At 59.2% G+C, this 19,362-nt stretch carries 17 protein-coding genes; 9 read left to right on the top strand and 8 right to left on the bottom strand.

What is annotated here, in order from left to right; translation table 11 throughout:
* Positions 1 to 8 precede the first annotated feature (8 nt).
* Together LPW11_RS07190 and LPW11_RS07185 are read right to left on the bottom strand one after the other, a co-directional pair.
* On the bottom strand, positions 9 to 1,874 hold the full coding sequence (locus LPW11_RS07190) for a B12-binding domain-containing radical SAM protein (protein WP_230997445.1): 1,866 nt from the start codon (positions 1,872 to 1,874) through the stop codon (positions 9 to 11).
* The gene (locus LPW11_RS07185) at positions 1,871 to 2,452 is read right to left on the bottom strand and encodes an MXAN_5187 C-terminal domain-containing protein (protein WP_230997444.1); all 582 of its coding nucleotides are present in this window, start codon (positions 2,450 to 2,452) and stop codon (positions 1,871 to 1,873) included. The genes LPW11_RS07190 and LPW11_RS07185 overlap by 4 nt, the downstream gene beginning before the upstream one ends.
* 216 nt (positions 2,453 to 2,668) lie before the next feature.
* Here LPW11_RS07185 and glmU point away from each other — a divergent pair, with 216 nt between their 5' ends.
* Together glmU and glmS are read left to right on the top strand one after the other, a co-directional pair.
* Positions 2,669 to 4,051: a bifunctional UDP-N-acetylglucosamine diphosphorylase/glucosamine-1-phosphate N-acetyltransferase GlmU gene (gene glmU / locus LPW11_RS07180; RefSeq protein WP_230997443.1), complete on the top strand. Its 1,383-nt coding sequence runs from the start codon at positions 2,669 to 2,671 to the stop codon at positions 4,049 to 4,051.
* A 209-nt stretch (positions 4,052 to 4,260) separates the two neighbouring features.
* The gene (gene glmS / locus LPW11_RS07175) at positions 4,261 to 6,090 is read left to right on the top strand and encodes a glutamine--fructose-6-phosphate transaminase (isomerizing) (RefSeq protein ID WP_230997442.1); all 1,830 of its coding nucleotides are present in this window, start codon (positions 4,261 to 4,263) and stop codon (positions 6,088 to 6,090) included.
* A 103-nt stretch (positions 6,091 to 6,193) separates the two neighbouring features.
* Here glmS and LPW11_RS07170 read toward each other — a convergent pair whose 3' ends face one another.
* Positions 6,194 to 6,700 (bottom strand): hypothetical protein, encoded by a 507-nt coding sequence (locus LPW11_RS07170; protein ID WP_230997441.1) that lies wholly within the window; start codon positions 6,698 to 6,700, stop codon positions 6,194 to 6,196.
* A 533-nt stretch (positions 6,701 to 7,233) separates the two neighbouring features.
* Here LPW11_RS07170 and LPW11_RS07165 point away from each other — a divergent pair.
* The gene (locus LPW11_RS07165) at positions 7,234 to 9,867 is read left to right on the top strand and encodes a cation-translocating P-type ATPase (RefSeq protein ID WP_230997440.1); all 2,634 of its coding nucleotides are present in this window, start codon (positions 7,234 to 7,236) and stop codon (positions 9,865 to 9,867) included.
* A gap of 187 nt (positions 9,868 to 10,054) precedes the next feature.
* On the opposite strand, the gene LPW11_RS22355 is transcribed toward LPW11_RS07165, so the two are convergent.
* Both LPW11_RS22355 and LPW11_RS07160 read right to left on the bottom strand, forming a co-directional pair.
* Positions 10,055 to 10,186 carry a hypothetical protein gene (locus tag LPW11_RS22355; RefSeq protein ID WP_269145395.1) on the bottom strand — a complete coding sequence of 44 codons (132 nt, stop codon included), beginning with the start codon at positions 10,184 to 10,186 and terminating at the stop codon, positions 10,055 to 10,057.
* A 145-nt stretch (positions 10,187 to 10,331) separates the two neighbouring features.
* Complete coding sequence (locus LPW11_RS07160) at positions 10,332 to 11,327, bottom strand: IS30 family transposase (protein ID WP_230994357.1); 996 nt, start codon at positions 11,325 to 11,327, stop codon at positions 10,332 to 10,334.
* A gap of 432 nt (positions 11,328 to 11,759) precedes the next feature.
* Between LPW11_RS07160 and LPW11_RS07155 the strand changes: the two genes are divergently transcribed.
* The 3 genes from LPW11_RS07155 (at position 11,760) to LPW11_RS07145 (ending at position 13,745) form a co-directional block, all read left to right on the top strand.
* Entirely contained in the window at positions 11,760 to 12,182 is a 423-nt protein-coding gene (locus LPW11_RS07155) for a nucleotidyltransferase substrate binding protein (protein WP_230997439.1), read from the top strand.
* Entirely contained in the window at positions 12,182 to 12,502 is a 321-nt protein-coding gene (locus LPW11_RS07150; protein WP_230998261.1) for a nucleotidyltransferase domain-containing protein, read from the top strand. The genes LPW11_RS07155 and LPW11_RS07150 overlap by 1 nt, the downstream gene beginning before the upstream one ends.
* A gap of 841 nt (positions 12,503 to 13,343) precedes the next feature.
* Positions 13,344 to 13,745, top strand: coding sequence for a hypothetical protein (locus LPW11_RS07145; protein WP_230997438.1), 402 nt, complete (start codon positions 13,344 to 13,346; stop codon positions 13,743 to 13,745).
* Between the two features lie 124 nt (positions 13,746 to 13,869).
* Here LPW11_RS07145 and LPW11_RS07140 read toward each other — a convergent pair whose 3' ends face one another.
* Together LPW11_RS07140 and LPW11_RS07135 are read right to left on the bottom strand one after the other, a co-directional pair.
* Positions 13,870 to 14,517: a PAS domain-containing protein gene (locus LPW11_RS07140; protein WP_230997437.1), complete on the bottom strand. Its 648-nt coding sequence runs from the start codon at positions 14,515 to 14,517 to the stop codon at positions 13,870 to 13,872.
* A gap of 38 nt (positions 14,518 to 14,555) precedes the next feature.
* A complete protein-coding gene (locus LPW11_RS07135) occupies positions 14,556 to 14,756 on the bottom strand; it encodes a hypothetical protein (protein ID WP_230997436.1) in 201 nt (66 codons plus the stop codon).
* A gap of 246 nt (positions 14,757 to 15,002) precedes the next feature.
* On the opposite strand from LPW11_RS07135, the gene LPW11_RS07130 reads away from it, so the two are divergent.
* On the top strand, positions 15,003 to 16,163 hold the full coding sequence (locus LPW11_RS07130; RefSeq protein ID WP_230997435.1) for an FAD-dependent oxidoreductase: 1,161 nt from the start codon (positions 15,003 to 15,005) through the stop codon (positions 16,161 to 16,163).
* 779 nt (positions 16,164 to 16,942) lie between these two features.
* Complete coding sequence (locus LPW11_RS07125; protein WP_230997434.1) at positions 16,943 to 17,623, top strand: tetratricopeptide repeat protein; 681 nt, start codon at positions 16,943 to 16,945, stop codon at positions 17,621 to 17,623.
* Between the two features lie 79 nt (positions 17,624 to 17,702).
* Here the strand turns inward: LPW11_RS07125 and LPW11_RS07120 are convergent, their stop codons facing one another.
* A complete protein-coding gene (locus LPW11_RS07120; protein ID WP_230997433.1) occupies positions 17,703 to 18,551 on the bottom strand; it encodes a nucleotide-binding protein in 849 nt (282 codons plus the stop codon).
* A 243-nt stretch (positions 18,552 to 18,794) separates the two neighbouring features.
* On the opposite strand from LPW11_RS07120, the gene LPW11_RS07115 reads away from it, so the two are divergent.
* Entirely contained in the window at positions 18,795 to 19,202 is a 408-nt protein-coding gene (locus LPW11_RS07115) for a c-type cytochrome (RefSeq protein ID WP_230997432.1), read from the top strand.
* The last annotated feature ends 160 nt before the right edge of the window (positions 19,203 to 19,362 follow it).

Genomic DNA, 19,362 nt, shown 5'->3' with positions numbered 1-19,362 from the left:
TCCCTTCTTCACAGTCGGGCGGGTAGAACAACCATCCCTTCGGAGAGCGCCGTTGCAAGGAAATCGAGAGCCTCCTCCTTCGGGATCCTGAGACTCTTCAGGAGATCTTTCGGAAGGCTCCTGCCGTCCAGTTTCTCCAGGAGCTGGAAGTACGGACGGGGAAGGTCCTCGGTGCGGACCTCCCCCCGGAAGGGGTAGATTATGGCATAAGATCCGGACTTTGGAACTTCCGCACTGAAAGGGGCGAGCTCCACCTCTCCGGCTTCGAGCAGCTCGAGTATCGGGTAGTTGAAGCGGGCAAGCGCGGCCGACGGGGGGACGGCCAGGGGGGTAGCAAGGAGGTCAACACCCTTCAGCGCACGCTTCGACGGGATTGCCGGGGGGGCGGCAAGAAGGGCCTCGGCGTAGAGGTGGTGATAGTAGGCGAGATCGAGTGCCACCGGAAGGAGCCGCTCCTTCTTGCGCGCCCTGAAGACCTCCTGGAGAAAGTCGTGCTGCAGGCGCCATACTTCCCGGTCGGAAAGGTCCTCTTCCTCGCGTGCGAGAGCCTGTCCCTCGATCCATTGTGCGAACGCATCCAGGAAGGCGCTCGGGGCGAGTTTGAGCCCGGCGCAGACGGAGTTGAACCAGGCGACCGCTTTCCCTCGGCTGTAGAAGATGTCGCACCCCCGCGCCAGGCGCCGCGCCTCATCCAGTTCCTTACGGGAGAAGCCGGCGGTGGCGGTGATGGTGTAGGGGGGGGAGGGGAGGTGCTGCAGCCCCGCCTTCTGCGCGTCGCTGAAGAGGCGCGTCCCGGGGAGGACCGCCAGCGGGAAGATGTCCAGGTGGTTCGGGTAGAGGGAGAGGGCGAAGTCGAGCGAGTCGCGAAAGAGCTTCAGGTTGTCCCCCGGGAGCCCGTAAATCAGGTCGAAGCCGAAGATCGCGCCCGCCTCGTTCAGGAGGTAGATCTTCTCCTCGAAGGCGTACCTGTTGAACTTCCTCCCGGCCGCAGCGAGGACGCCGGCGTCGGCGCTTTGCAAGCCGATCTGCAGGGAGCAGGTGATGGAGGCGAAGAGCTCCGCCATCTCGGCATCGATGAACTCGCTGCGCACCTCGAAGTGAAAGTGCACCATCGGCGCAATCTTGCGGATCAGGCGCAGGACCTCCTTCGCCCGCTGCGGGACCTTGTTGAAGGTGGAGTCCAGCACGAAAACCTGCGTCACCTGGCGCTCCACCAGGAGGCGCAGCTCCGCCTCGATCCGCTCCATGGGGAAGCGACGTACGGCGACGGCGGTTTTGCCGTCGAAACAGAAGGCGCAGCAGAAGTCGCAGCCGCGAGAGAGTTGCCAGAGGACCGCACCACCGGGCGGGGGATCGAGGAGGCCGCACAGATACGGAGAGGGGATCTTCTCGAGCGGCACCGGCGGGGCCGGGGCCGCGCTCGCCGCACCGGGAAGGAGGATACCCGGGAGATCGTGCACCCCATCATCACCCAGAAGTCGGCAGAGTGCCGCGGCAAGCGGAGCTTCCCCCTCTCCCTGGACGAGGAAATCGAAAGGAGCGTTCCGGAAAAGGGGTGCGGGGTTCGCACTCGCCTCCGCGCCACCGGCGCACAGGATGAGCTCCGGGCGGCTCTGATGGAGGATTTTCGCAATGGCGACACCCAGCTCCGCCCCCCACACGTAGAGGGAAAAGGCCACCAGATCCGGCTCGACCGCCAGGATCTTTCCCGCGCACGTCTCCGGCTCGTCTCCGGCGAAACATTCGACGATCTCCACCTGGATTCGGTCGCCAAGGAGCGCGTCCGCGAGGAGGTATCCTTTCAAAAAGGCGCACGCCAGCGGCACCGCCTGCGGGGAGGGGTATGCGTGGATCGCCACGAGGGCTATTTTCATGGATTCTTTCCGCGTACCTTTATGCGTGGCTTGCCATCTTCGACGACCACACGCATTTCGACTTCGGAACAGCCGTATTTCTTGATGATGCCGGGGACCTGTCTCGTCACGGCCTCGAGGACCTTGTCTCGGGAGACGGATTCGGTGGGGAGATTGCAGAGTCTGCGCGCCTCGATGTAGTCTTGGTAAAGCTTTTCCAGCTGACCTTCGGCGACGCCCCCCTTCGGTTGTGCCGAGGAGGGTGGGGTGGAGGATGGTGTGGGTGTGCCGGCTCCGCCTTCGCGGGAGTGCAGCGCCATCTTGAAGCGGTCGCGCTCGTAGCGCCCCTCGTCGATGAGGCGGGTGATCCGGTTCCACTTCTGTCGGTGCACGCTGAAGGTCGCGATGAGGGAGTTGTACTTGTACCTCAGCATCGTGTTGGTGATGGAGATATTCTGGTAGCGCCGGGCGAGCTGCTCGACCTCCGCGAGGAGAATGAGGGGCTCCCTCTTTTCGATCCCCACGAAGTACTGCTCGTACTTCACCACCAGCTCGTGGAGTAGCTGCTCCAGCCGGGTTATGTCCTCAGGCAACCCCATGGTCCCTCCAGTCGATGAATATATCGGTAACTTTTCCTCCTGTAAATGAGAAAGAGTGCTCTATGACACCGTTTTTCCGGCAAAGCCTTGACCTTAAGCGGCATTACTGTTAGATATATACAGTTTTGCGACCCGGCAGCATCTTTGCTGTAATGACCGGTGGTTACGGTCCTTTAACGGGTGGAAGAATTCTGCGGCGGCACAAGGAGCTGATACATGGCTGAGACAGGGGCGATCGTTCTCGCGGCGGGGATGGGGACGCGCATGAAATCGGCGCTGGTGAAGGTTATGCACCCCCTGGCGGGTGTCCCGATGATCGAGTGGCCGCTGGCGGCCGCTTTCGAGGCGGGGGTGGCCGAGTGCGTCGTCGTGGCGGGGCACCAGGAGGAGAAGGTTCGAGCGCACCTGGGCGAGCGCCCGGGGATCCTCTTTGCCACCCAGGCGGAGCAGCTCGGGACGGGGCACGCCGTGAAGTGCGCCCTGCCGCAGCTCCCTTCTTCCTGCGAGACGGTCCTTATCCTGTGCGGCGACACTCCGCTCCTTACCGCGGCGACCTTGAGCGAGATGCTGCAGCGGCACAAGGAGAGCGGCGCCACCCTCACCGTCATGACCGCAAAAGTGGCAAATCCCTTCGGGTACGGAAGGATCGTGAAGGGGAGCGACGGGACCGTTCAGAAGATTGTTGAGCAAAAGGACGCCTCCGCCGAAGAGCGTGAGATAACGGAGGTAAATGCCGGCGTCTACTGCGTCGATGCCGGATTCCTCAAAGCCGCCGTGGCGGAGTTGAAAAACGACAATGCGCAGGGGGAATATTACCTCACCGACATCGTGAGCCGCGCGGCCCGCGAGGGGAGGAGCTGCCAGAGCTTCCAGGTCGTGTCCCCTTCCGAGATGATGGGGGTGAACGACCGCGCGCAGCTCGCGGACGCCGCAAAGATCCTGCGCCGCCGCATAAACAGGGAGCTCATGCTCTCCGGCGTGACGCTGATCGACCCGAGGACCACCTACATCGACCGCGACGTGAAGATCGGGAAGGACACCGTCGTGGAGCCGGGGGCAACTATCACCGGAAACACGGTCATCGGCGAGCGCTGCCGCATCGGGCAGGTTTCGCAGATCCACTCCTGCCGCCTCGCGGACGACGTTACCGTGAAGGCGGGGAGCGTGCTGGAAGAGTCGGTGGTGTACGAATTTGCCAGCATCGGCCCGATGGCGCACCTGAGGCCCGGCAGCGAGTTGCACGCACACGTCAAGGTCGGTAACTTTGTGGAGACGAAGAAAGTGGTGATGGGGGAAGGGTCCAAGGCCTCCCACCTTACCTATCTGGGTGACGCCGTCGTCGGCAAGGAGTGCAACATCGGGTGCGGCACCATCACCTGCAACTACGACGGCGTGCGCAAGCACAAGACGGTCATCGAGGACGGCGTCTTCGTCGGGAGCGACGTGCAGCTCGTGGCGCCGGTGACGGTCGGCCGCGGCTCCCTCATCGCGGCGGGAACGACCGTCACCCAGGATGTCCCGGCGGATTCGCTGGCGATCTCCCGCACTCCGCAGACGAACAAGGAAGGGTGGGTGCTCAGGAAGAAGCAGCAGGGGTAAAAGCGGTTTTCTCCGCAGATTACGCAGATTAGCGCAGATTAGGACTTAGGAGTTGCGGAATCACGTCGCTTCGTGGTGACGGTGAACAGACATAAAAAGGAAAGGCAGAAGGATCGGCCTGGTGATGTGCAAGGAGTCGTGCGTCGCGGCTGAATCTGCGGAATCTGCGTAATCTGCGGATAGAAGCCTTTACTGAAGGGGAAAAAGCTATGTGCGGAATCGTTGGATATATAGGTGAGCAGGACGCCACCCCGATCATCATCGAGGGTCTGAGAAAGCTGGAATATCGCGGATACGACTCCGCCGGGATTTGTACCATCTGCTCCGGTGCGGCCTCCACCAGAAGGAGCCAGGGAAAACTGGTGAACCTGGAGAAACTCCTGAAGGAGAGCCCGCTCGTTGGCTCCGTAGGCATCGGGCACACCCGCTGGGCCACCCATGGCCGTCCGTCGGAGATCAACGCCCACCCGCACCAGGCCGGGAGCGTCGTGGTGGTGCACAACGGCATCATCGAGAACTACCTCGAGCTGCGCGAGGAGCTGAAGGGCGCCGGGCACGTCTTCAAGAGCGAGACCGACACCGAGGTCATCTCCCACCTCATCGACGAGGAGATGAAAGGGTGCGACGACTTCGTGCAGGCGGTGCGCAACGGCCTCGCCAGGGTCCGCGGTGCCTATGCCTTGTGCATCCTCTGCGAAAAGGAGCCGGGCCTCATGGTCGCCGCGAAGCTCGGGTCCCCGATGGTCGTGGGGCTTGGCAACGGTGAATTCTTCGTCGCCTCCGACATTCCCGCCATCCTCTCGCACACCCGCTCCATGATCTTCATGGAAGACAGCGAGATGGTAGTGTTCCGCGACGGCGAAGCGGTCTTCAGCACCATCAAGGGGGAGCCGCTGGAGAAGAAGCCGCGCCACATCGACTGGTCGCCGCTCATGGCGGAGAAGGGTGGCTACAAGCACTTCATGCTGAAGGAGATCTTCGAGCAGCCGCGCGCCGTGCGCGACACCATCGCAGGGAGGCTGAAGGAGACCGAGGGGGACGTCTACCTCGAGGACCTGGCGCTTGACGAGGCGCAGCTCGCCGGCATCCAGCGCATGACCATCATCGCCTGCGGCACCTCGTGGCACGCGGCGCTGGTGGGGAAATTCCTCATCGAGGAGCACTGCCGCATCCCGGTGGAGGTGGACATCGCCTCCGAATTCCGCTACCGCAACCCGGTGGTGGACGACAAGACCCTGGTGGTTCTCATCTCCCAGTCCGGCGAGACCGCGGACACCCTCGCCGCCATGCGCGAGGCGAAGCGGCGCGGCGCGAAGAGCGTGGCGATCTGCAACGTCGTCGACTCCTCCATCCCCCGCGAATCGGACGGCATCATCTACACCCACGCCGGCCCCGAGATCGGTGTCGCCTCCACGAAAGCGTTCGTGACCCAGCTCGTCGCGCTCTATCTATTCACCATCAGGCTCGGCCGCGCCCGCAACACGATGAGCCTGGAGCAGGGGCAGAAAATGATTGGCTCTCTCGTGCGCGTGCCGCAGCTCATGGAGGAGACGCTGAAGCTGAACGCCCAGGTGGAGAAAATGGCGCGGAACTACCTCGCGTCCCGCGACTTCCTGTACCTCGGCCGCGGCATCAACTACCCGATCGCCCTGGAAGGCGCGCTGAAGCTGAAGGAGATCTCCTACATCCACGCCGAAGGGTATCCGGCGGGGGAAATGAAGCACGGCCCGATCGCCCTCATCGACGAGCACATGCCGGTAGTGGTTCTGCTGCCGAATGGGGAGTCGTTCGAGAAGACCTTCTCCAACATGGAAGAAGTCATCGCCCGCGGCGGGCGCGTCATAGCCGTCTGCAGCGCCGGGAACGAAGCGGTGAAGAACAAGGTGGAAGTCGCCCTCGAGGTCCCCGCCGACGGCGAAGACATGAGCCCGCTGATCCTGTCGATCCCGATGCAGCTCCTCGCGTACCACGTTGCTGTCCTGAAGGGGACGGACGTTGACCAGCCGAGGAATCTGGCAAAGAGCGTGACGGTGGAGTAGGGGAAGGCAGACTGTAACCACGACGACGACAACAAACAAACACAACAGAAAAGGGAGCTGGCATATTCTGCCACGCTCCTTTTTTCGCATAGGGGGTCGACTCCTACAGCGTCATGACGTACCGCAGCTTCACGATAGCATCCTCAATGTAGTCTCCGGGGCGCCTGATGGCAAAGTAGAACTCGGAGTATGTTGTGCCGGGAATGTGGAAGACCAGATCGCCATTCTTTTGCGTCTCTTTCTGGTACGTTTTCTCCTTCAAGCTCCTTTCAACGGCTTTTATGTCCCGCTCGCTCAGAGCCAGCTTCGACAAGTAAAGCATCCTTTCAAATACGCAATCGCCATTGAACCAGTCCTTGTGCTTATCCGGAACCTTATTTGTATCAACCAGGACGCATTCGAGTGCGTTGGAGTCCTCTGTCAACCATCTTTTGTAGTAGAGGAAGCGTCCTTTACTCAAAATAGCGTAACCCGCATTCGACTTCCCATCTTCCAAGCAGGTACGCATATCAGCTGTCTGAAAGGAGAAACTGCAAGCATCATGGGTGTCAGCACAATAGCAGGTGGAAACGAAAGATAGGAGGATAGCTATACCTGCAGCCAGTTTCATGTCGGACCTCCGAGCTCGATTTCCATATGATAGGCAGGATCCTCTGGTGGATGAAAAAATTTATGAACATCTTTGTGGCTGAAAACAGCTACCTCAAATTTCTTCCTTAGAGAGATAGGAATTGACGATGGCGCGACATCAAAAACAGGCCCTTATCCGGATCTGAACCGGCTAAGGGCCTTTTCCGTTCTGCCGAGCAGTCGCCCATAGAGAAGCCAACCGACTTGTCCAGGTTTACCTGCTGAAAGCCGAGGATTGGGAATGGTACGTGAGGAGGGGCGCTACTACCGTTTCCACACGTTGAACCCAGTGCTCGGAGGGCACCCCCACACCCCCAACGCCAGAGGTGGTCTGCACTGCCGGATTCCCTCTGGTCTATACCCGCCCCTGACGCTGCAGCATCTCCCTATTCCCTTATACTATCTTTAGTCGTCCCTGCTGGTGGGACCAACCCCTCTGAATAACGCCCTCATTTCGCCGAACCTGCACGATTGTGTTGGAGCGGTTCGGGTTCAATTCATCAGGGACTATCCATGGAATGGTATCAACTCCAACTCGATCAAGTCTTTAACAGCCTCGAATCCACCCCGACGGGACTTTCTTCCGCCGAGGCCGCCAAGCGCCTCGCCCTCCACGGACCGAACCTTCTCACTGCCTCGAAACGGAAGACCCCACTCTTACTTTTTCTCAACCAGTTCAAGGACTTCTTGATCGTGGTCCTGATCGTTGCCGCGGTGGTTGCCGGTGCGATCCGTGAAACAGTGGATTCGGTTGTCATCCTCGCAATTGTGGTGGTGAACGCGGTCATCGGCTTCCTGCAGGAATACCGGGCGGAACGTGCCATGGAAGCGCTGAAGCAGATGGCGGCGCCCCAAGCGACTGCGGTGCGCGACGGTAGCCCCTCCATAATAGCCGCAGCGGAGCTCGTCCTCGGGGACGTGGTGCTTTTGGAGGCCGGAGACATGGTGGCTGCCGACCTGCGGCTCTTGGAGGCAACACGGCTCACGGTGGTGGAGGCAGCGCTGACTGGCGAATCGGTCCCGATATTGAAAGATGCTATCGCGCGCTCGGAAGGTAACCTGCCACTGGGGGACCGGAAGAACCTTTGCTTCAAGGGAACGGTAGTCACCAACGGCAAAGGCAGAGGGATGGTGGTAGCGACCGGCATGCAGACCGAGCTCGGAAAGATCGCAAAGATGCTGGAGGGGGAGGAGGCGTTGCAGACCCCGCTACAGCGGCGACTAGAACTTTTCGGCCACCGGGTGTGCCTGGCGATCCTGGCGGTATGCCTTGTCTTCTTCTGTGCAGGTCTCCTCAAGGGGGAGGACCTCATTGTCATGCTCCTTACCGCGATCTCTCTCGCCGTGGCGGCGATTCCCGAGGCCCTTCCGGCAGTGGTGAGCGTCTCCCTAGCGCTGGGTGCGCGCAGGCTGGCGGGAGAGAATGCGCTGGTGAGACACCTTTCGGCGGTGGAGACCCTCGGCTCCGTCACGCACATCTGCACGGACAAGACCGGTACCCTGACGGTGAACCGGATGACGGTGCAGGAGATCTACACCTTGGGGAAGCGTATGCCGCCAGATGAGTCTGGAAGATGGCAGGAGGGGGAGAAGGGTGAGTCTCTCTGGGCGGCTATGGCGCTATGCCATGAGGTGAGAATCGGGAGCGCTGGAGAGATGAGCGGGGATCCCACCGAAGTTGCGCTGGTGGCCGCGGCACGCGACCACGGGGTGCCGGTGGAGAGGGTTATGGGAGAGCACCCGAAGTGCGCGGAGCTTCCCTTCGACGCGCAGCGCAAGCTGATGACCACCGTGCATCCCTGGGCCAACGCATTCGTCTCCTTTACCAAGGGCGCGCCCGAAGCAGTACTGCCACGCTGCACCGCCGTGCTGACCGCGGCAGGGCTCGCCTCACCGGATCGGGACGCTGCCGGGGAGGCGGTCACGGCGATGACGGAGGGTGGCCTGCGGGTGCTCGCCCTGGCGATGCGACGTCTGGATGCAGTCCCGGCGCACCTTGTCGATGTAGAACTGGAAGGGGAGCTGACGTTGCTGGGACTCGTGGGGATGATGGACCCTCCGCGCGAGGAGGTGCACGACGCGGTGGCGCTGTGCCGGATGGCGGGAATCTTGCCGGTGATGATTACCGGCGACCACCCGCAGACGGCGTGTACCATCGGCCGGCGGCTGGGAATCATGAACGGCAGCGATCTTTCCACGTTAATGAGCGGCGATACTCTGGCTGCGCTCCCCATGAAACGTTTTCGGGAGGCGGTGGAAACGGTGCGGGTATACGCACGGTGCGCACCGGAGCAAAAGCTGAAGATTGTGAAGGCGCTCCAGGAGCAGGGGGGATGCGTCGCCATGACCGGTGACGGTGTGAATGACGCGCCCGCCCTGAAGCGCGCCGACATCGGCGTCGCCATGGGGGGAACCGGCACCGACGTGGCGAAGGAATCCGCAGACCTGATCCTGCTGGACGACAACTTCGCCACCATCGTCAAGGCTGTGGGGGAGGGGAGACGGATCTACGACAATATACGGAAGTTCATCAAGTACCTTTTGACCACCAACTCAGGGGAAATCGTGGTGGTCGCGGCAGCTCCTTTCATCGGGCTGCCGATGCCCCTTGTTCCGGTACAGATTCTGTGGGTCAACCTGATGACCGACGCCCTGCCGGCTCTCGCTCTTTCTCTGGAATCTGCGGAGGGAGACGTCATGGCTCGCCCGCCGCGCCCGCCCCAGGAGAGTATCTTCGCTCATGGGCTCGGCCTCCACGTCATTCTGGTGGGGCTACTGATCGGTGTGCTGGTTCTCGGCATACAGGCGTGGTCGTTGCGGCGAGGGGACGTCCACTGGCAGACCATGACCTTCACCGTACTCTGCTTCACTCAGCTTTTCCACGTCCTCGCCATTCGTTCGGAGCGTCAGTCGCTCTTCACCATGGGGGTGTTTAGCAACAAGGCGCTACTGGGAGCCGTTCTCATCTCGTTGATACTGCAACTCGCCATAGTTTACCTGCCACCGCTGAATCCGATCTTTAAAACGCTTCCGATGGACTGGGAGGAATTGGCAGTGGTGGTGGCTGTCTCCTCCGTTGTCTTCTTCGCCGTGGAGTTGGAAAAGATGGTGAGGAGAAGTCGCGATGGAAATGCCGATCGGCGCTGAGCATGGTGGGTTAGGATGGTGCTAAAACGCCTTCCAGATGAACCATCCCCCTACGGCGCTTATGATGGCGCCGACAACAACAGAAAAGGGAGCTGGCGTACTTCGCCATGCTCCCTTTTTTGCAGCCTGTGAAATGCTGGTCCATGCCCAAGTGGCAGTTAAAAGGTGCACGATCCGGCTGTGACTCCTACAGCGTCATGACGTACCGCAGCTTCACGATTGCATCCTCAATGTAGACTCCGGGGCTCTTGATAGCGAAGTAGAACACGGAGTATGTTGTGACGGGAATGTGGTAGACCAGATCTCCATTCTTTTGCATCTCTTTCTGGTACGTTTTCTCCTTCAAGCTCCTTTCCACGGTTTTCTGTCCCGCTCGCTCAGACCCAGACAGTGCGTTGGAGTCCTCTGTCATCCATCTTTTGTAGTAGAGAAAGCCCCCTTCACTCAAAGTAGCGTAGGTGAATTCAAGTTGTAAATGCACCACCGAATGATGCACGCAGAACTTCCGCAGGAGTCCGGTAGCCGAGGCACTTTCGTGGTCGATCGTTGACCTGTTTCACGACCTGCTGAATTTCTTCCTCTGATAGGGTCCTGAAGTCGAACCCCTTCGGAAAGTAGTGCCGCAAGATGCCGTTTGTGTTCTCATTGGTGCCACGCTGCCAAGACGCATAAGGATCCGCGAAATACACGGTAAGCCCTGTCTTAGTTTCCAGATCTTTGAATTCCGCAAACTCACTACCGTTATCAACGGTTACTGTCTGGCAGAGGATCTCGGGCAGAGGGCTGAAGCACCTCGCGCTATGATCCGTCATGGTTGCGGCCCTTCTGTCTGCGAGTCTTGCGGCAAGTAAAAAGCGGCTCTTGCGCTCAACGTACGTGGCAAGGTTTCCTGCGCCTTTCGCACCGTGCAGCGTGTCGCCTTCCCAGTCCCCAAATCGTTCTCTGGTACCAACTACTGCCGGCCTCTCCTTAATTGAGACTCGACCCGGAATGAACCGCCGTCCTGCGCAGTAGCGCGTTTGCCTACGGCGATTCCGCCTCCGACGGCGAAGATGCTTGTGAAGCTCGCCACCTTCTCTGGCGTCTAGGTAAATCCAGCGGTAGATGGTTTCATGACTGATGCGCATCGCCCGGTCCATTGGGAAATCCATTTTGAGCCTGGCGGCAATGGCTTCAGGTGGCCAATCCAGCATCAATTTCTCTTCAACGTAAGCGACCAGATCGGCGTTGTCCTGCCGCCGGAAAGACCTGGGCTGGTGACGACGTTTAAGCGCAGTGCCATGCGTGAAGGTGTACCAGTAAACTCCATCGGGGTATGTCGGGCCGTTGCGCGCAATCTCGCGCATGATGCTTGTGTGATGGCGTCCAAGCCTACGGCCGATTTCGCGAAGGCTGAATTTCGCCACCTTCAAATGGCTGATGACATATCGCTCATTTTCTGTAAGATGCGTGTGGGACATGGCGGGCTCCTCCTGGGGTATGTGTTGGTCGCGCTTCACACACTACCAGATTTGCCTGTCATGTCCTGCTTTTACATCAACTGGTGCAATTAAGAATAGAATCCACCGTAACGTGTCCCTACGCTGGGGTCAGGCTTTGCATTTGGGGATTTGAAAGAGGGAAATACGCATATGCAAAGCCTGACCCCGCTTTGGAAACGGGGCCGAATCCCAAAATGCAAAGCCTGACCCCGCGTTTGTGCTGCCCCCGCGTTTGTGCCGTTCATGACTACCCGCACCTGTTTCATCTAGAGTCCTTTTTCAATGGATAACTGCTAACTCTGCGTGATATGCTTTCGCGTCAAATAGCCACGTGAACCGGACTTTGTTTCGCACCTTTCAATGCCAGGGCGGCTGCCATATGGCACTGCCGACGCTCTTGAGGACCATCAAATGACGCATGAGGACGTTCGCTGGAAACAGCGCTTCCACAACTATGTCAGAGCCTTTGAAACCTTGCGGCGGGCAGTGGATCTTGCGAGCCAGCGCGATTTGACCGAACTGGAGCAGCAGGGATTGGTGCAGGGCTTTGAATTAACTCACGAGTTGGCGTGGAATGTGTTGAAGGATTATCTGGAGGAAAAGGGAGTTGCCGGGATCATCGGCTCCAAAGATGCGACCAGGCTGGCATTCAAGAACGCACTGATTGATGACGGAGAAGCATGGATGGACATGATCAAGGCACGCAATCTCTCTTCACACACCTACAACCCCGAGACTGCTGAGGAAATAGCAAACAGTATTCTTACCCGCTTCTTTCCGGCCTTTGACCAGATGTTCAGGAAGTTTTCCGTGCTGGAAGCCGAGACAGAGTGATGCGCTTTGGCTTGAAAGAGGCGACTATCGCGTCGATTAACGCCGTCCTGGCGCGGCACCCAGCGGTGGAAAAAGGAGTGCTGTACGGTTCACGCGCCAAAGGCAATTTCAAGCCCGGCTCCGACATCGACCTCACCCTCTACGGCGATTCTTTGGCTTCTCCAGAACTAGGCGCCATTGCCGAAGAACTCGATGACCTGCTGTTGCCTTATGAGATTGATCTTTCAATCTTTCACCGGCTTGGAAACGCCGAGCTGCAAGAACATATCACTCGTGTTGGTGTAGTTTTCTATCTGCGTCAGGAGGGGAAAGATCGCTGATCTGGACCTTCCATGTGGGGTGGCCGGAGATCGAGAGAGCAAAAAGGGAGATGGCGTGGCTGCCAGACTCCCTTTTCTTTTTTTCTTCCGGAAGCGTCAGGGCATCATGGCGAGGGAGAGGTCTACGCAAGACGGGTTGCCATCCTAAAGGTGTACGGCGTTCCCGTCTTCCTGGCGCCAGGTGTAGAAAATCCTCCTGCAGTAAAGAATATTCCCCGATGCCTTTAACTGGATCTCTCTTGCTTATGCTAGCGTTTCCGGCGGCTTAGCTGGAAAGGGAAGTCTTGGCACAGGATGTGGATTATGGATGGCAGATGACTCAATACCACTGAATCCATTCTGGAGGATCACCATGAAAAAGCACCTGCGCATTCTTGTCGCCACTCTTGTCGCCGCCACAACCATCGGAGCAGCAACAATGGCCCTCGCCTCCAAAACCGGCAGCCCCTGCTGCGCTAACACCAGTTCCGCATGCTGTGCCTCTGAAAGCACCTGCTGCATTTAGGACGTAAGAAGGTAGCGCCGCGAAAAAGCGGGAGCTGGCAATGACTGCCTTGCTCCCGTTTTTTTTTGCCATCATCGCCCCGCTGCAAGCACACGCAGCGTCCCCTTTCACCCGTATTTCCGCGCTCTTTGAGCTGACGTGTTAATTTTTTTAACATTAGCACGATATAATAATGTGGTGAAGCAAACAACACGGGAGGAGTTAGCTATGGCAAGTGTGAAGAGAATGTTGTTCCGGACTTTGGCGATCGTTGCGGTTTCGGCCCTTACCTTTGGCACAATAGGCTGTGCGAACAAGAGCGGTAGCGGTGGCAGTGCAACTGGCGGAAGCACTGAGATGTCCAGTCCGAGCAGAGGGAGTGGTGCTACCGGCAGTGGTGCTGGCGGCACAATAAGTGACACCAGCGGTACCAGCAGTGGCGGTGCGGGTGCCAGCCCGAGTGGGACCAGCAGCGGCAGCGGCGCCGGCGGCAGCACAGGCGACATGGACGGCTCCAGCAGTGGCAGCGGCACAGGCGGCAGCACAGGTGACATGGGCGGCTCCAGCAGTGGCAGCGGCACCGGCGGGAGCACAGGCGACATGGGCGGCTCCAGCAGTGGCAGCGGCACCGGCGGCAGCACAGGCGACACCGGCGGCTCCAGTAGCGGCAGCGGCACCGGTGGCAGCACCGGCGGCACAAGCGGCGGCAGTTCTGGCGGCAGCATGGGAGGCGGAACTGGCGGCGGCAGTGGGTATTAGCAGGTAAGAAAGGGTCCTCCGGAGCGGAGAAGTCAACTGCGGAGCCCCTCTGACAGGATAGCCAGCTCCCCTCGGGGCAGCTGGCTATTTCATTTATTTACAGCGGGGAACCACGAGAAGACGTTTAGGCGTGGGGCGTGGACTTCCTCCGATCTGGCAAAGGTGCTGCAACCATTTCGTTGATCTTATCCAGCTCCTGGCACTGTTCCTGGTAGCAGGACGGGCAGAGGCCATGCGAGCAGACGGTATTGTCTTTCTTCCTCAGGTACTGATGTATCGCTTCCCATTCCCCTTCTTCATTGCGAACCTTTTTGCAAACGGAGCAGAGCGTCACAAGATATCGCAGGGCCAGCAACTCAGTCACATCTTGCAGTACCATCAGGACAAGGGGCTCCCCCTCGACCGCCAACGGCGATGCCGTGACATAAAACTCGGCAAACTCCTCTTTGCCGTTTTTGCGGTGCAGCAATTTGTGCCTGTCCCGGAACGTCGAATTCGTCGCCGTGACAGCTCCTACTGCCTGCCGGAGGATGCAATCTCTGCAAAACTCGGTACTGCCACACTCGACGTCGGCGTCAATCTGGTGGAGGCAATGAAGTACCTCGCCGCAGAGGCGCTTCAACACGGCGTCCTCTCCTTCGTCGAGATACGTTTTGGCTGTGCTGTTGAAGTCGATGACCCTGAGATCCGGGTCCACAATGAAGATCAGCGAGGGAATGGCATCAAGGACCTCCCTCAGGTACTTGACCTGATCAATGAATCTTTCCGTCATGGCTCCGCTCCTGTGCCGTAGCGTTGTTGATGCCGGGATCACTTCTCCTTTTGCCGAGCTTCGTACTCTGCGAGCTCACCCTCCACATCTGCTATCTCGCGCTCCGTCGATTGCACGTACAGCTCATGAAACCTGTTGTCCAGATCCGACGGCGGATTATCCTTCAACTCCCGCAAGGTCAAACGGAGCTTTTCCAGCACGTTCTTTTTTTCAAGATACTCCACTTCATTCTCAATCATTTAGTTGTCTCCATACCGTGCCCTCCTTGGCGGGTCCAAAGTTCATAGCACATATGCTGGCATTAATAAACAGTGATCGCAGACTGCTCCGGATTTTCCCGTGCTCGATAACTTTCCTCCGGGCGCTTTCGCGGCAGGGACACCGATACCAGTGGCCGCAAAAGTGGCTCACTCTTCCGGCAAGGCCACGAAAGCCGCTTACAATTTACCTATGGAGTCGATAGTTACAGAGGTTCGGAGGTTGATATGAGCAATCACGACCAACCGTTGATAGTGGGGGCGGGGCCGGTCGGGCTCGCGGCGGCGCTCTTTCTGGCGAGGCAGGGGATCGTTCCGCGAGTGGTGGAGATGCGGCATGCGCCTGCTCCGCACTCCCGCGGAATGGCAGTCAATCCGCGCACTCTCGAAATCCTGGAGCATACCGGGATCTCACGGCAGATGCTGGAACTGGGATTGCCGATTCGCGGGGTCCTCTTTCACAGGCATCACAGGAAGTTTGCCGAGCTCTCACTGGCGGGAATTCATCCGCACTATCCTTTCATGCTCGCCCTCTCGCAGGCGAGCACGGAGCGCCTGCTGGCCCGGGCTCTGGATCGGGCGGGGGTAGCGGTGGAGCGAGGTTTGAAGATGATCGATTGCCGTCCCGACGAGGACGGGGTCGCGGTGGTACTGGAGCCAAGCGGCGGCGGCATGCTGAAAGCGATTGAGTGCCCCTGGATCCTCGCGGCAGATGGTGCGCACAGTACAGCTCGTGAGAAGCTGAAGCTCGATTTCGGAGGGTCCACTCTCGGCGAGGAGTGGTACCTTGCCGACGTGCAGTTGCGAACAGGGCTTGCCGCCGATCACGCCCACGTCTTCCTCTTTGACCACGGGAGGTTCCTCTTCATGCTGCGCATGGTCGATGACGCGCTGAGAGACATGCCGGGAGAGCCGCTCTGGCGGGTCATGTCCAACCGACCTGAGCCGCTGTCGCAGCTGGTGCAGGCAGAGCAGGCAGGAGTTCCGATCTGGGAATCGGAGTTCCACGTCTCGCACCGGATCGTGGACATGATGGCTTTCGACGACGTCTACTTTGCAGGAGACGCGGCGCATCTCCACTCTCCCATCGGCGCCCGGGGGATGAACCTCGGCGTGGAGGACGCCTGGGTGTTCTCGGAACTGGTGAGGACAAACCGGATGGCCGAGTATGATGCTCTCCGGCGGCCGGTGGACAGGCAGGTGGTGCGCAGGGTGGAGTTGCTCACCCGCATGATCGCGGCCCAGTCTCCATTTTCGCGGGTGGCGAGACAGATCGCCTTGCCGGTCGCGGTGAAGACTCCCATCCTGCGCGGCCGCATGCTCGCTGCTGTCACCGGACTGGACCACGAACTGCCAGATCTCTCGCATCCCGCGAAGACGGATCAGTAACGACGTGCGGGAACCGTTACGCTGTTAATGAGTTCACCAGGAAATCCCGGGAAGGAGGATCCATGAAGCGCTGGAGGAGGCCCAGCGTTCCCCCTTTGCGAAGGGGGGACAGGGGGGATTTGACTTGGCCGGGACCGTCCTGCAAAGTGCGCAACTGCTGTGGTCTCAAGCACTTTCTTTGATTCCACTTTGCAAAAAGCGGTGGTGCCTTGTCGTTGATCTTTAGAGTGCCGCAGCACTGCGGTTCGACGACCGAGATGTACTGTTAAATGGGGTGCGGTTCTGGAGGAGACTTGAAGATCAAATCCCCCCTCGGGCCGTCAAAGGGTGATTACGGCGTCTTCACATACCTCTCCTTCGAGCACGACTTCTTCTAAAGCGAAAATGGCATTTCCCTTCGCATCGCCAGTTGCCGCCCATCTTAGCGCTTGTGAAAGGCAGGCAAAGGTGCTAATGAGTGGCTTTCGCCATTTCTGTCGTGGAGTGCCTATGCGTGCGGTGGTCGGGTTTTTGGTCGGTTTTGTCGTTTCCTTGCTGATAACCATAGCCTTGTGCCTGAAGCTGAACCTGGTTGTGAAGGGCCCGGTATGGTTGCTGGTCTGGGGCGCTGCCGGCGCATTCACGGGATGGCTCTTCACTCACATGCGGTTCCCTTTCAGGCGGAACCGTGCGGGAGCCCGATCCGCACTCCGGGAAGAGGCGGCCGTTCAGGATTGAAAATGTACGGCGGGCGGAGCCGCGCGCCGCTGAGTCATTCGCAAAAGAGGGGGACGTTGTAGATGGCACTGGATAAGCTGCTAAGAAAGGCGTTGGAGAAACACAACAAGCGGGACTACAGGGAAGCTGCAAAGCTGTACAAAAAGATACTCGCTGCCGACCCGAAGCATCTCGACGGCAACTACCTGCTGGGAACCCTGTATGCCGAATGTGGGGAAGGTGACAAGGCGATCTTTTACCTCTCCAAGGCATGCCTGATAAACCCCATGTCGCCGAAAGTTCAGGTGAACCTCGGAAACGTCTACCTGACTGCAGGGATGGCGGACAAGGCTGTCTCGCATTACAGGCAGGCGATCGGGCTGGCGTCTCACATGTTCGAGGCGCACCTCGGTCTCGGCTCCGCGCTGCTGGAGCTGAACCAAGATCTCGACCAGGCGGAGCAGGCCCTTCGGAAGGCCGCCATGCTGGCTCCGCGGGTCCCGGCGATCCGCTACACCATAGGGATGCTCCTGCAGCGGCAGGGGAGGCTCGATGAGGCTGTCAAGGAACTTGAAGCGGTGCGGGAGATGATCCCGTCCTTCCCGCGGATCAACGCGGTGCTCGGTAGCATCTCTTTGCAGCAGGGGAATAAAGAAACCGCCGCTAGCTACTTCCGCGAAGGGTGCCGCATAAACCCCGAGGATGCAGAGTGCGCCTCATTGCTGGCGGAAGCGGAAGGGGTGAGCAGCGAAGCGAGCGCTTGATCTGAGGGTGAGCTAGATGAAAGAGAAGGGCCCGGCAGCATGTCCTGTCGGGCCCTTTTTTGCCACTTGATTACCAACGTTACAACTTCTCTGTCCCTTCGTCCTTCAGCAACCTGCGCCTTATTTGAAGGTATTCCCGTCCCTGTTCCGTGATGTAGAAGAAGCGTCTCAAGTCAAACTGGTCGGGGCTGTCCTTGTATTGCTGCCTGATTGCGCTCAGGCCGCTCCCCTCATGGTGGCGGGCCAGCCCCATCGCACGCAGTCGCTTCAGCTCCGCCAGCAAATCGTCAGAGTAGTAGCAAAGGAACGGCTCGTCCTTGCCGAGTCCCACCAGCTTTTCAAATTCGTACACGGTGACCACGCTTTGCAGCGCGATCTGGATCGAGCGGATCTCCGCTTCATGTTGGGAAAGCTGCTTCTCCTGCTGTTCCTGACGCGAGGTGATGTTGCTGATAGCGTAGGCGGTCTTCAGGTCGGACATGCCCATGTCACGAATGACGTTGCGGATGCTGTCGCAGGCTGCTCCGACGGCGGATAGGTAGTTGTTGTCTCCGCGCGGCCAGTTGTACACCGCAGTCGTTACTCCGGCCACGTCGCTGGGAATCTTGATATCGGCCTGGTGCAGAAGAAAGGTCCGCGGCCGCCCGAGTCGTCCCATGAAGAGCCCCAGCTCGAAAATGACATTGTCGCGAGGGGTGAGTTGTTCCACGTCGCGGCTCACCACAAGGTCGTCCGGGGTCAATACCAATACGGCGAAATCGAACCTCGAAACCGCGTTGACGAGGGTGTCGATGAAGGTGCCCCCGGGCTTGAAGAAACCTTCCTTCCACACCGTAACCTCAGCGACGTCCTCCAGCTGCGAGCGCACTGCCCGGGCAAATTCGAGCCCTTCGGTAGATGAACCAATGAAAAGGGAGGGTTTTGCCATACCAGCCTCACAAAAAGGGAAAAGGAGATGGCCCTCTTCCTCGAAAGATATACCAACTTTGTGTTTCTGCACGATCTTACTGAACGCGAAGATCGGTTAAGTAGCAGGTCCGGTTTTCCTGCCTCCCTTGACAACGGGGTGGCCCCAGTTAACCTTCTTGCGGTTATGCTGTGACTGCGCCGTGTTATCCGGCTGTAATGGCAACGGCGCCACTGTCGAATCCACTGATCAGAGGAGGAATGCATGAACAGGAAAATTGCTGCAGGATTGACCGCTCTCACCATCGCGGGGTGTATCATCGGCGGGTGCAAAAAGGAGGAGGAGCACAAGCCGGCCGAGACGACGCCGGCACCGGCAACGACTACAGCGCCGGCGGCGCCCGCAGGGACCGCGACTCAGGCGCAGGGGAAATCGGGGGAGGCGCTCTTCAAGGAACGCTGTGCTTCCTGTCACCCCGATGGCGGCAACACCATGAATGCAAAGAAGACCCTTCATAGCGCGGACCTGAAGGCGAACAATATGACCAAAGCGGAGGACATAGTCGCCTTCATGCGCAACCCCTCCGGCGGGATGCCGAAGTTCGATGCTACGACTGTCCCTGACGCCGATGCCACTGCGATCGCAGAGTACATCCTGAAGACTTTCAAGTAGGCCCGTAGCACCTCGGGAGATCAGATCCAGTTCAAGCAGCACCCGGACAAGGCCCTGCAGATTTCTGTATGGGCCTTGTCGCATTTTCGGCTCTACCCCTTCCCCATCCTGTCCTTCCCCTTGAAAGGGAAGGGACGCGGGAGCTCCTTTGGAGGCTGAA

The sequence above is a fragment of the Geomonas sp. RF6 genome, assembly GCF_021044625.1.
Lineage (GTDB): Bacteria > Desulfobacterota > Desulfuromonadia > Geobacterales > Geobacteraceae > RF6.
This window is presented reverse-complemented; position numbering and strand designations above follow the sequence as displayed.

Bases quoted from the DNA above. Each gene is read 5' to 3' on its own strand.
- LPW11_RS07190 (WP_230997445.1), bottom strand. From the start codon at position 1,874: ATGAAAATAGCCCTCGTGGCGATCCACGCATACCCCTCCCCGCAGGCG.
- LPW11_RS07185 (WP_230997444.1), bottom strand. From the start codon at position 2,452: ATGGGGTTGCCTGAGGACATAACCCGGCTGGAGCAGCTACTCCACGAG.
- glmU (WP_230997443.1), top strand. From the start codon at position 2,669: ATGGCTGAGACAGGGGCGATCGTTCTCGCGGCGGGGATGGGGACGCGC.
- glmS (WP_230997442.1), top strand. From the start codon at position 4,261: ATGTGCGGAATCGTTGGATATATAGGTGAGCAGGACGCCACCCCGATC.
- LPW11_RS07170 (WP_230997441.1), bottom strand. From the start codon at position 6,700: ATGAAACTGGCTGCAGGTATAGCTATCCTCCTATCTTTCGTTTCCACC.
- LPW11_RS07165 (WP_230997440.1), top strand. From the start codon at position 7,234: ATGGAATGGTATCAACTCCAACTCGATCAAGTCTTTAACAGCCTCGAA.
- LPW11_RS22355 (WP_269145395.1), bottom strand. From the start codon at position 10,186: ATGCAAAAGAATGGAGATCTGGTCTACCACATTCCCGTCACAACATAC.
- LPW11_RS07160 (WP_230994357.1), bottom strand. From the start codon at position 11,327: ATGTCCCACACGCATCTTACAGAAAATGAGCGATATGTCATCAGCCAT.
- LPW11_RS07155 (WP_230997439.1), top strand. From the start codon at position 11,760: ATGACGCATGAGGACGTTCGCTGGAAACAGCGCTTCCACAACTATGTC.
- LPW11_RS07150 (WP_230998261.1), top strand. From the start codon at position 12,182: ATGCGCTTTGGCTTGAAAGAGGCGACTATCGCGTCGATTAACGCCGTC.
- LPW11_RS07145 (WP_230997438.1), top strand. From the start codon at position 13,344: ATGTCCAGTCCGAGCAGAGGGAGTGGTGCTACCGGCAGTGGTGCTGGC.
- LPW11_RS07140 (WP_230997437.1), bottom strand. From the start codon at position 14,517: ATGACGGAAAGATTCATTGATCAGGTCAAGTACCTGAGGGAGGTCCTT.
- LPW11_RS07135 (WP_230997436.1), bottom strand. From the start codon at position 14,756: ATGATTGAGAATGAAGTGGAGTATCTTGAAAAAAAGAACGTGCTGGAA.
- LPW11_RS07130 (WP_230997435.1), top strand. From the start codon at position 15,003: ATGAGCAATCACGACCAACCGTTGATAGTGGGGGCGGGGCCGGTCGGG.
- LPW11_RS07125 (WP_230997434.1), top strand. From the start codon at position 16,943: ATGGCACTGGATAAGCTGCTAAGAAAGGCGTTGGAGAAACACAACAAG.
- LPW11_RS07120 (WP_230997433.1), bottom strand. From the start codon at position 18,551: ATGGCAAAACCCTCCCTTTTCATTGGTTCATCTACCGAAGGGCTCGAA.
- LPW11_RS07115 (WP_230997432.1), top strand. From the start codon at position 18,795: ATGAACAGGAAAATTGCTGCAGGATTGACCGCTCTCACCATCGCGGGG.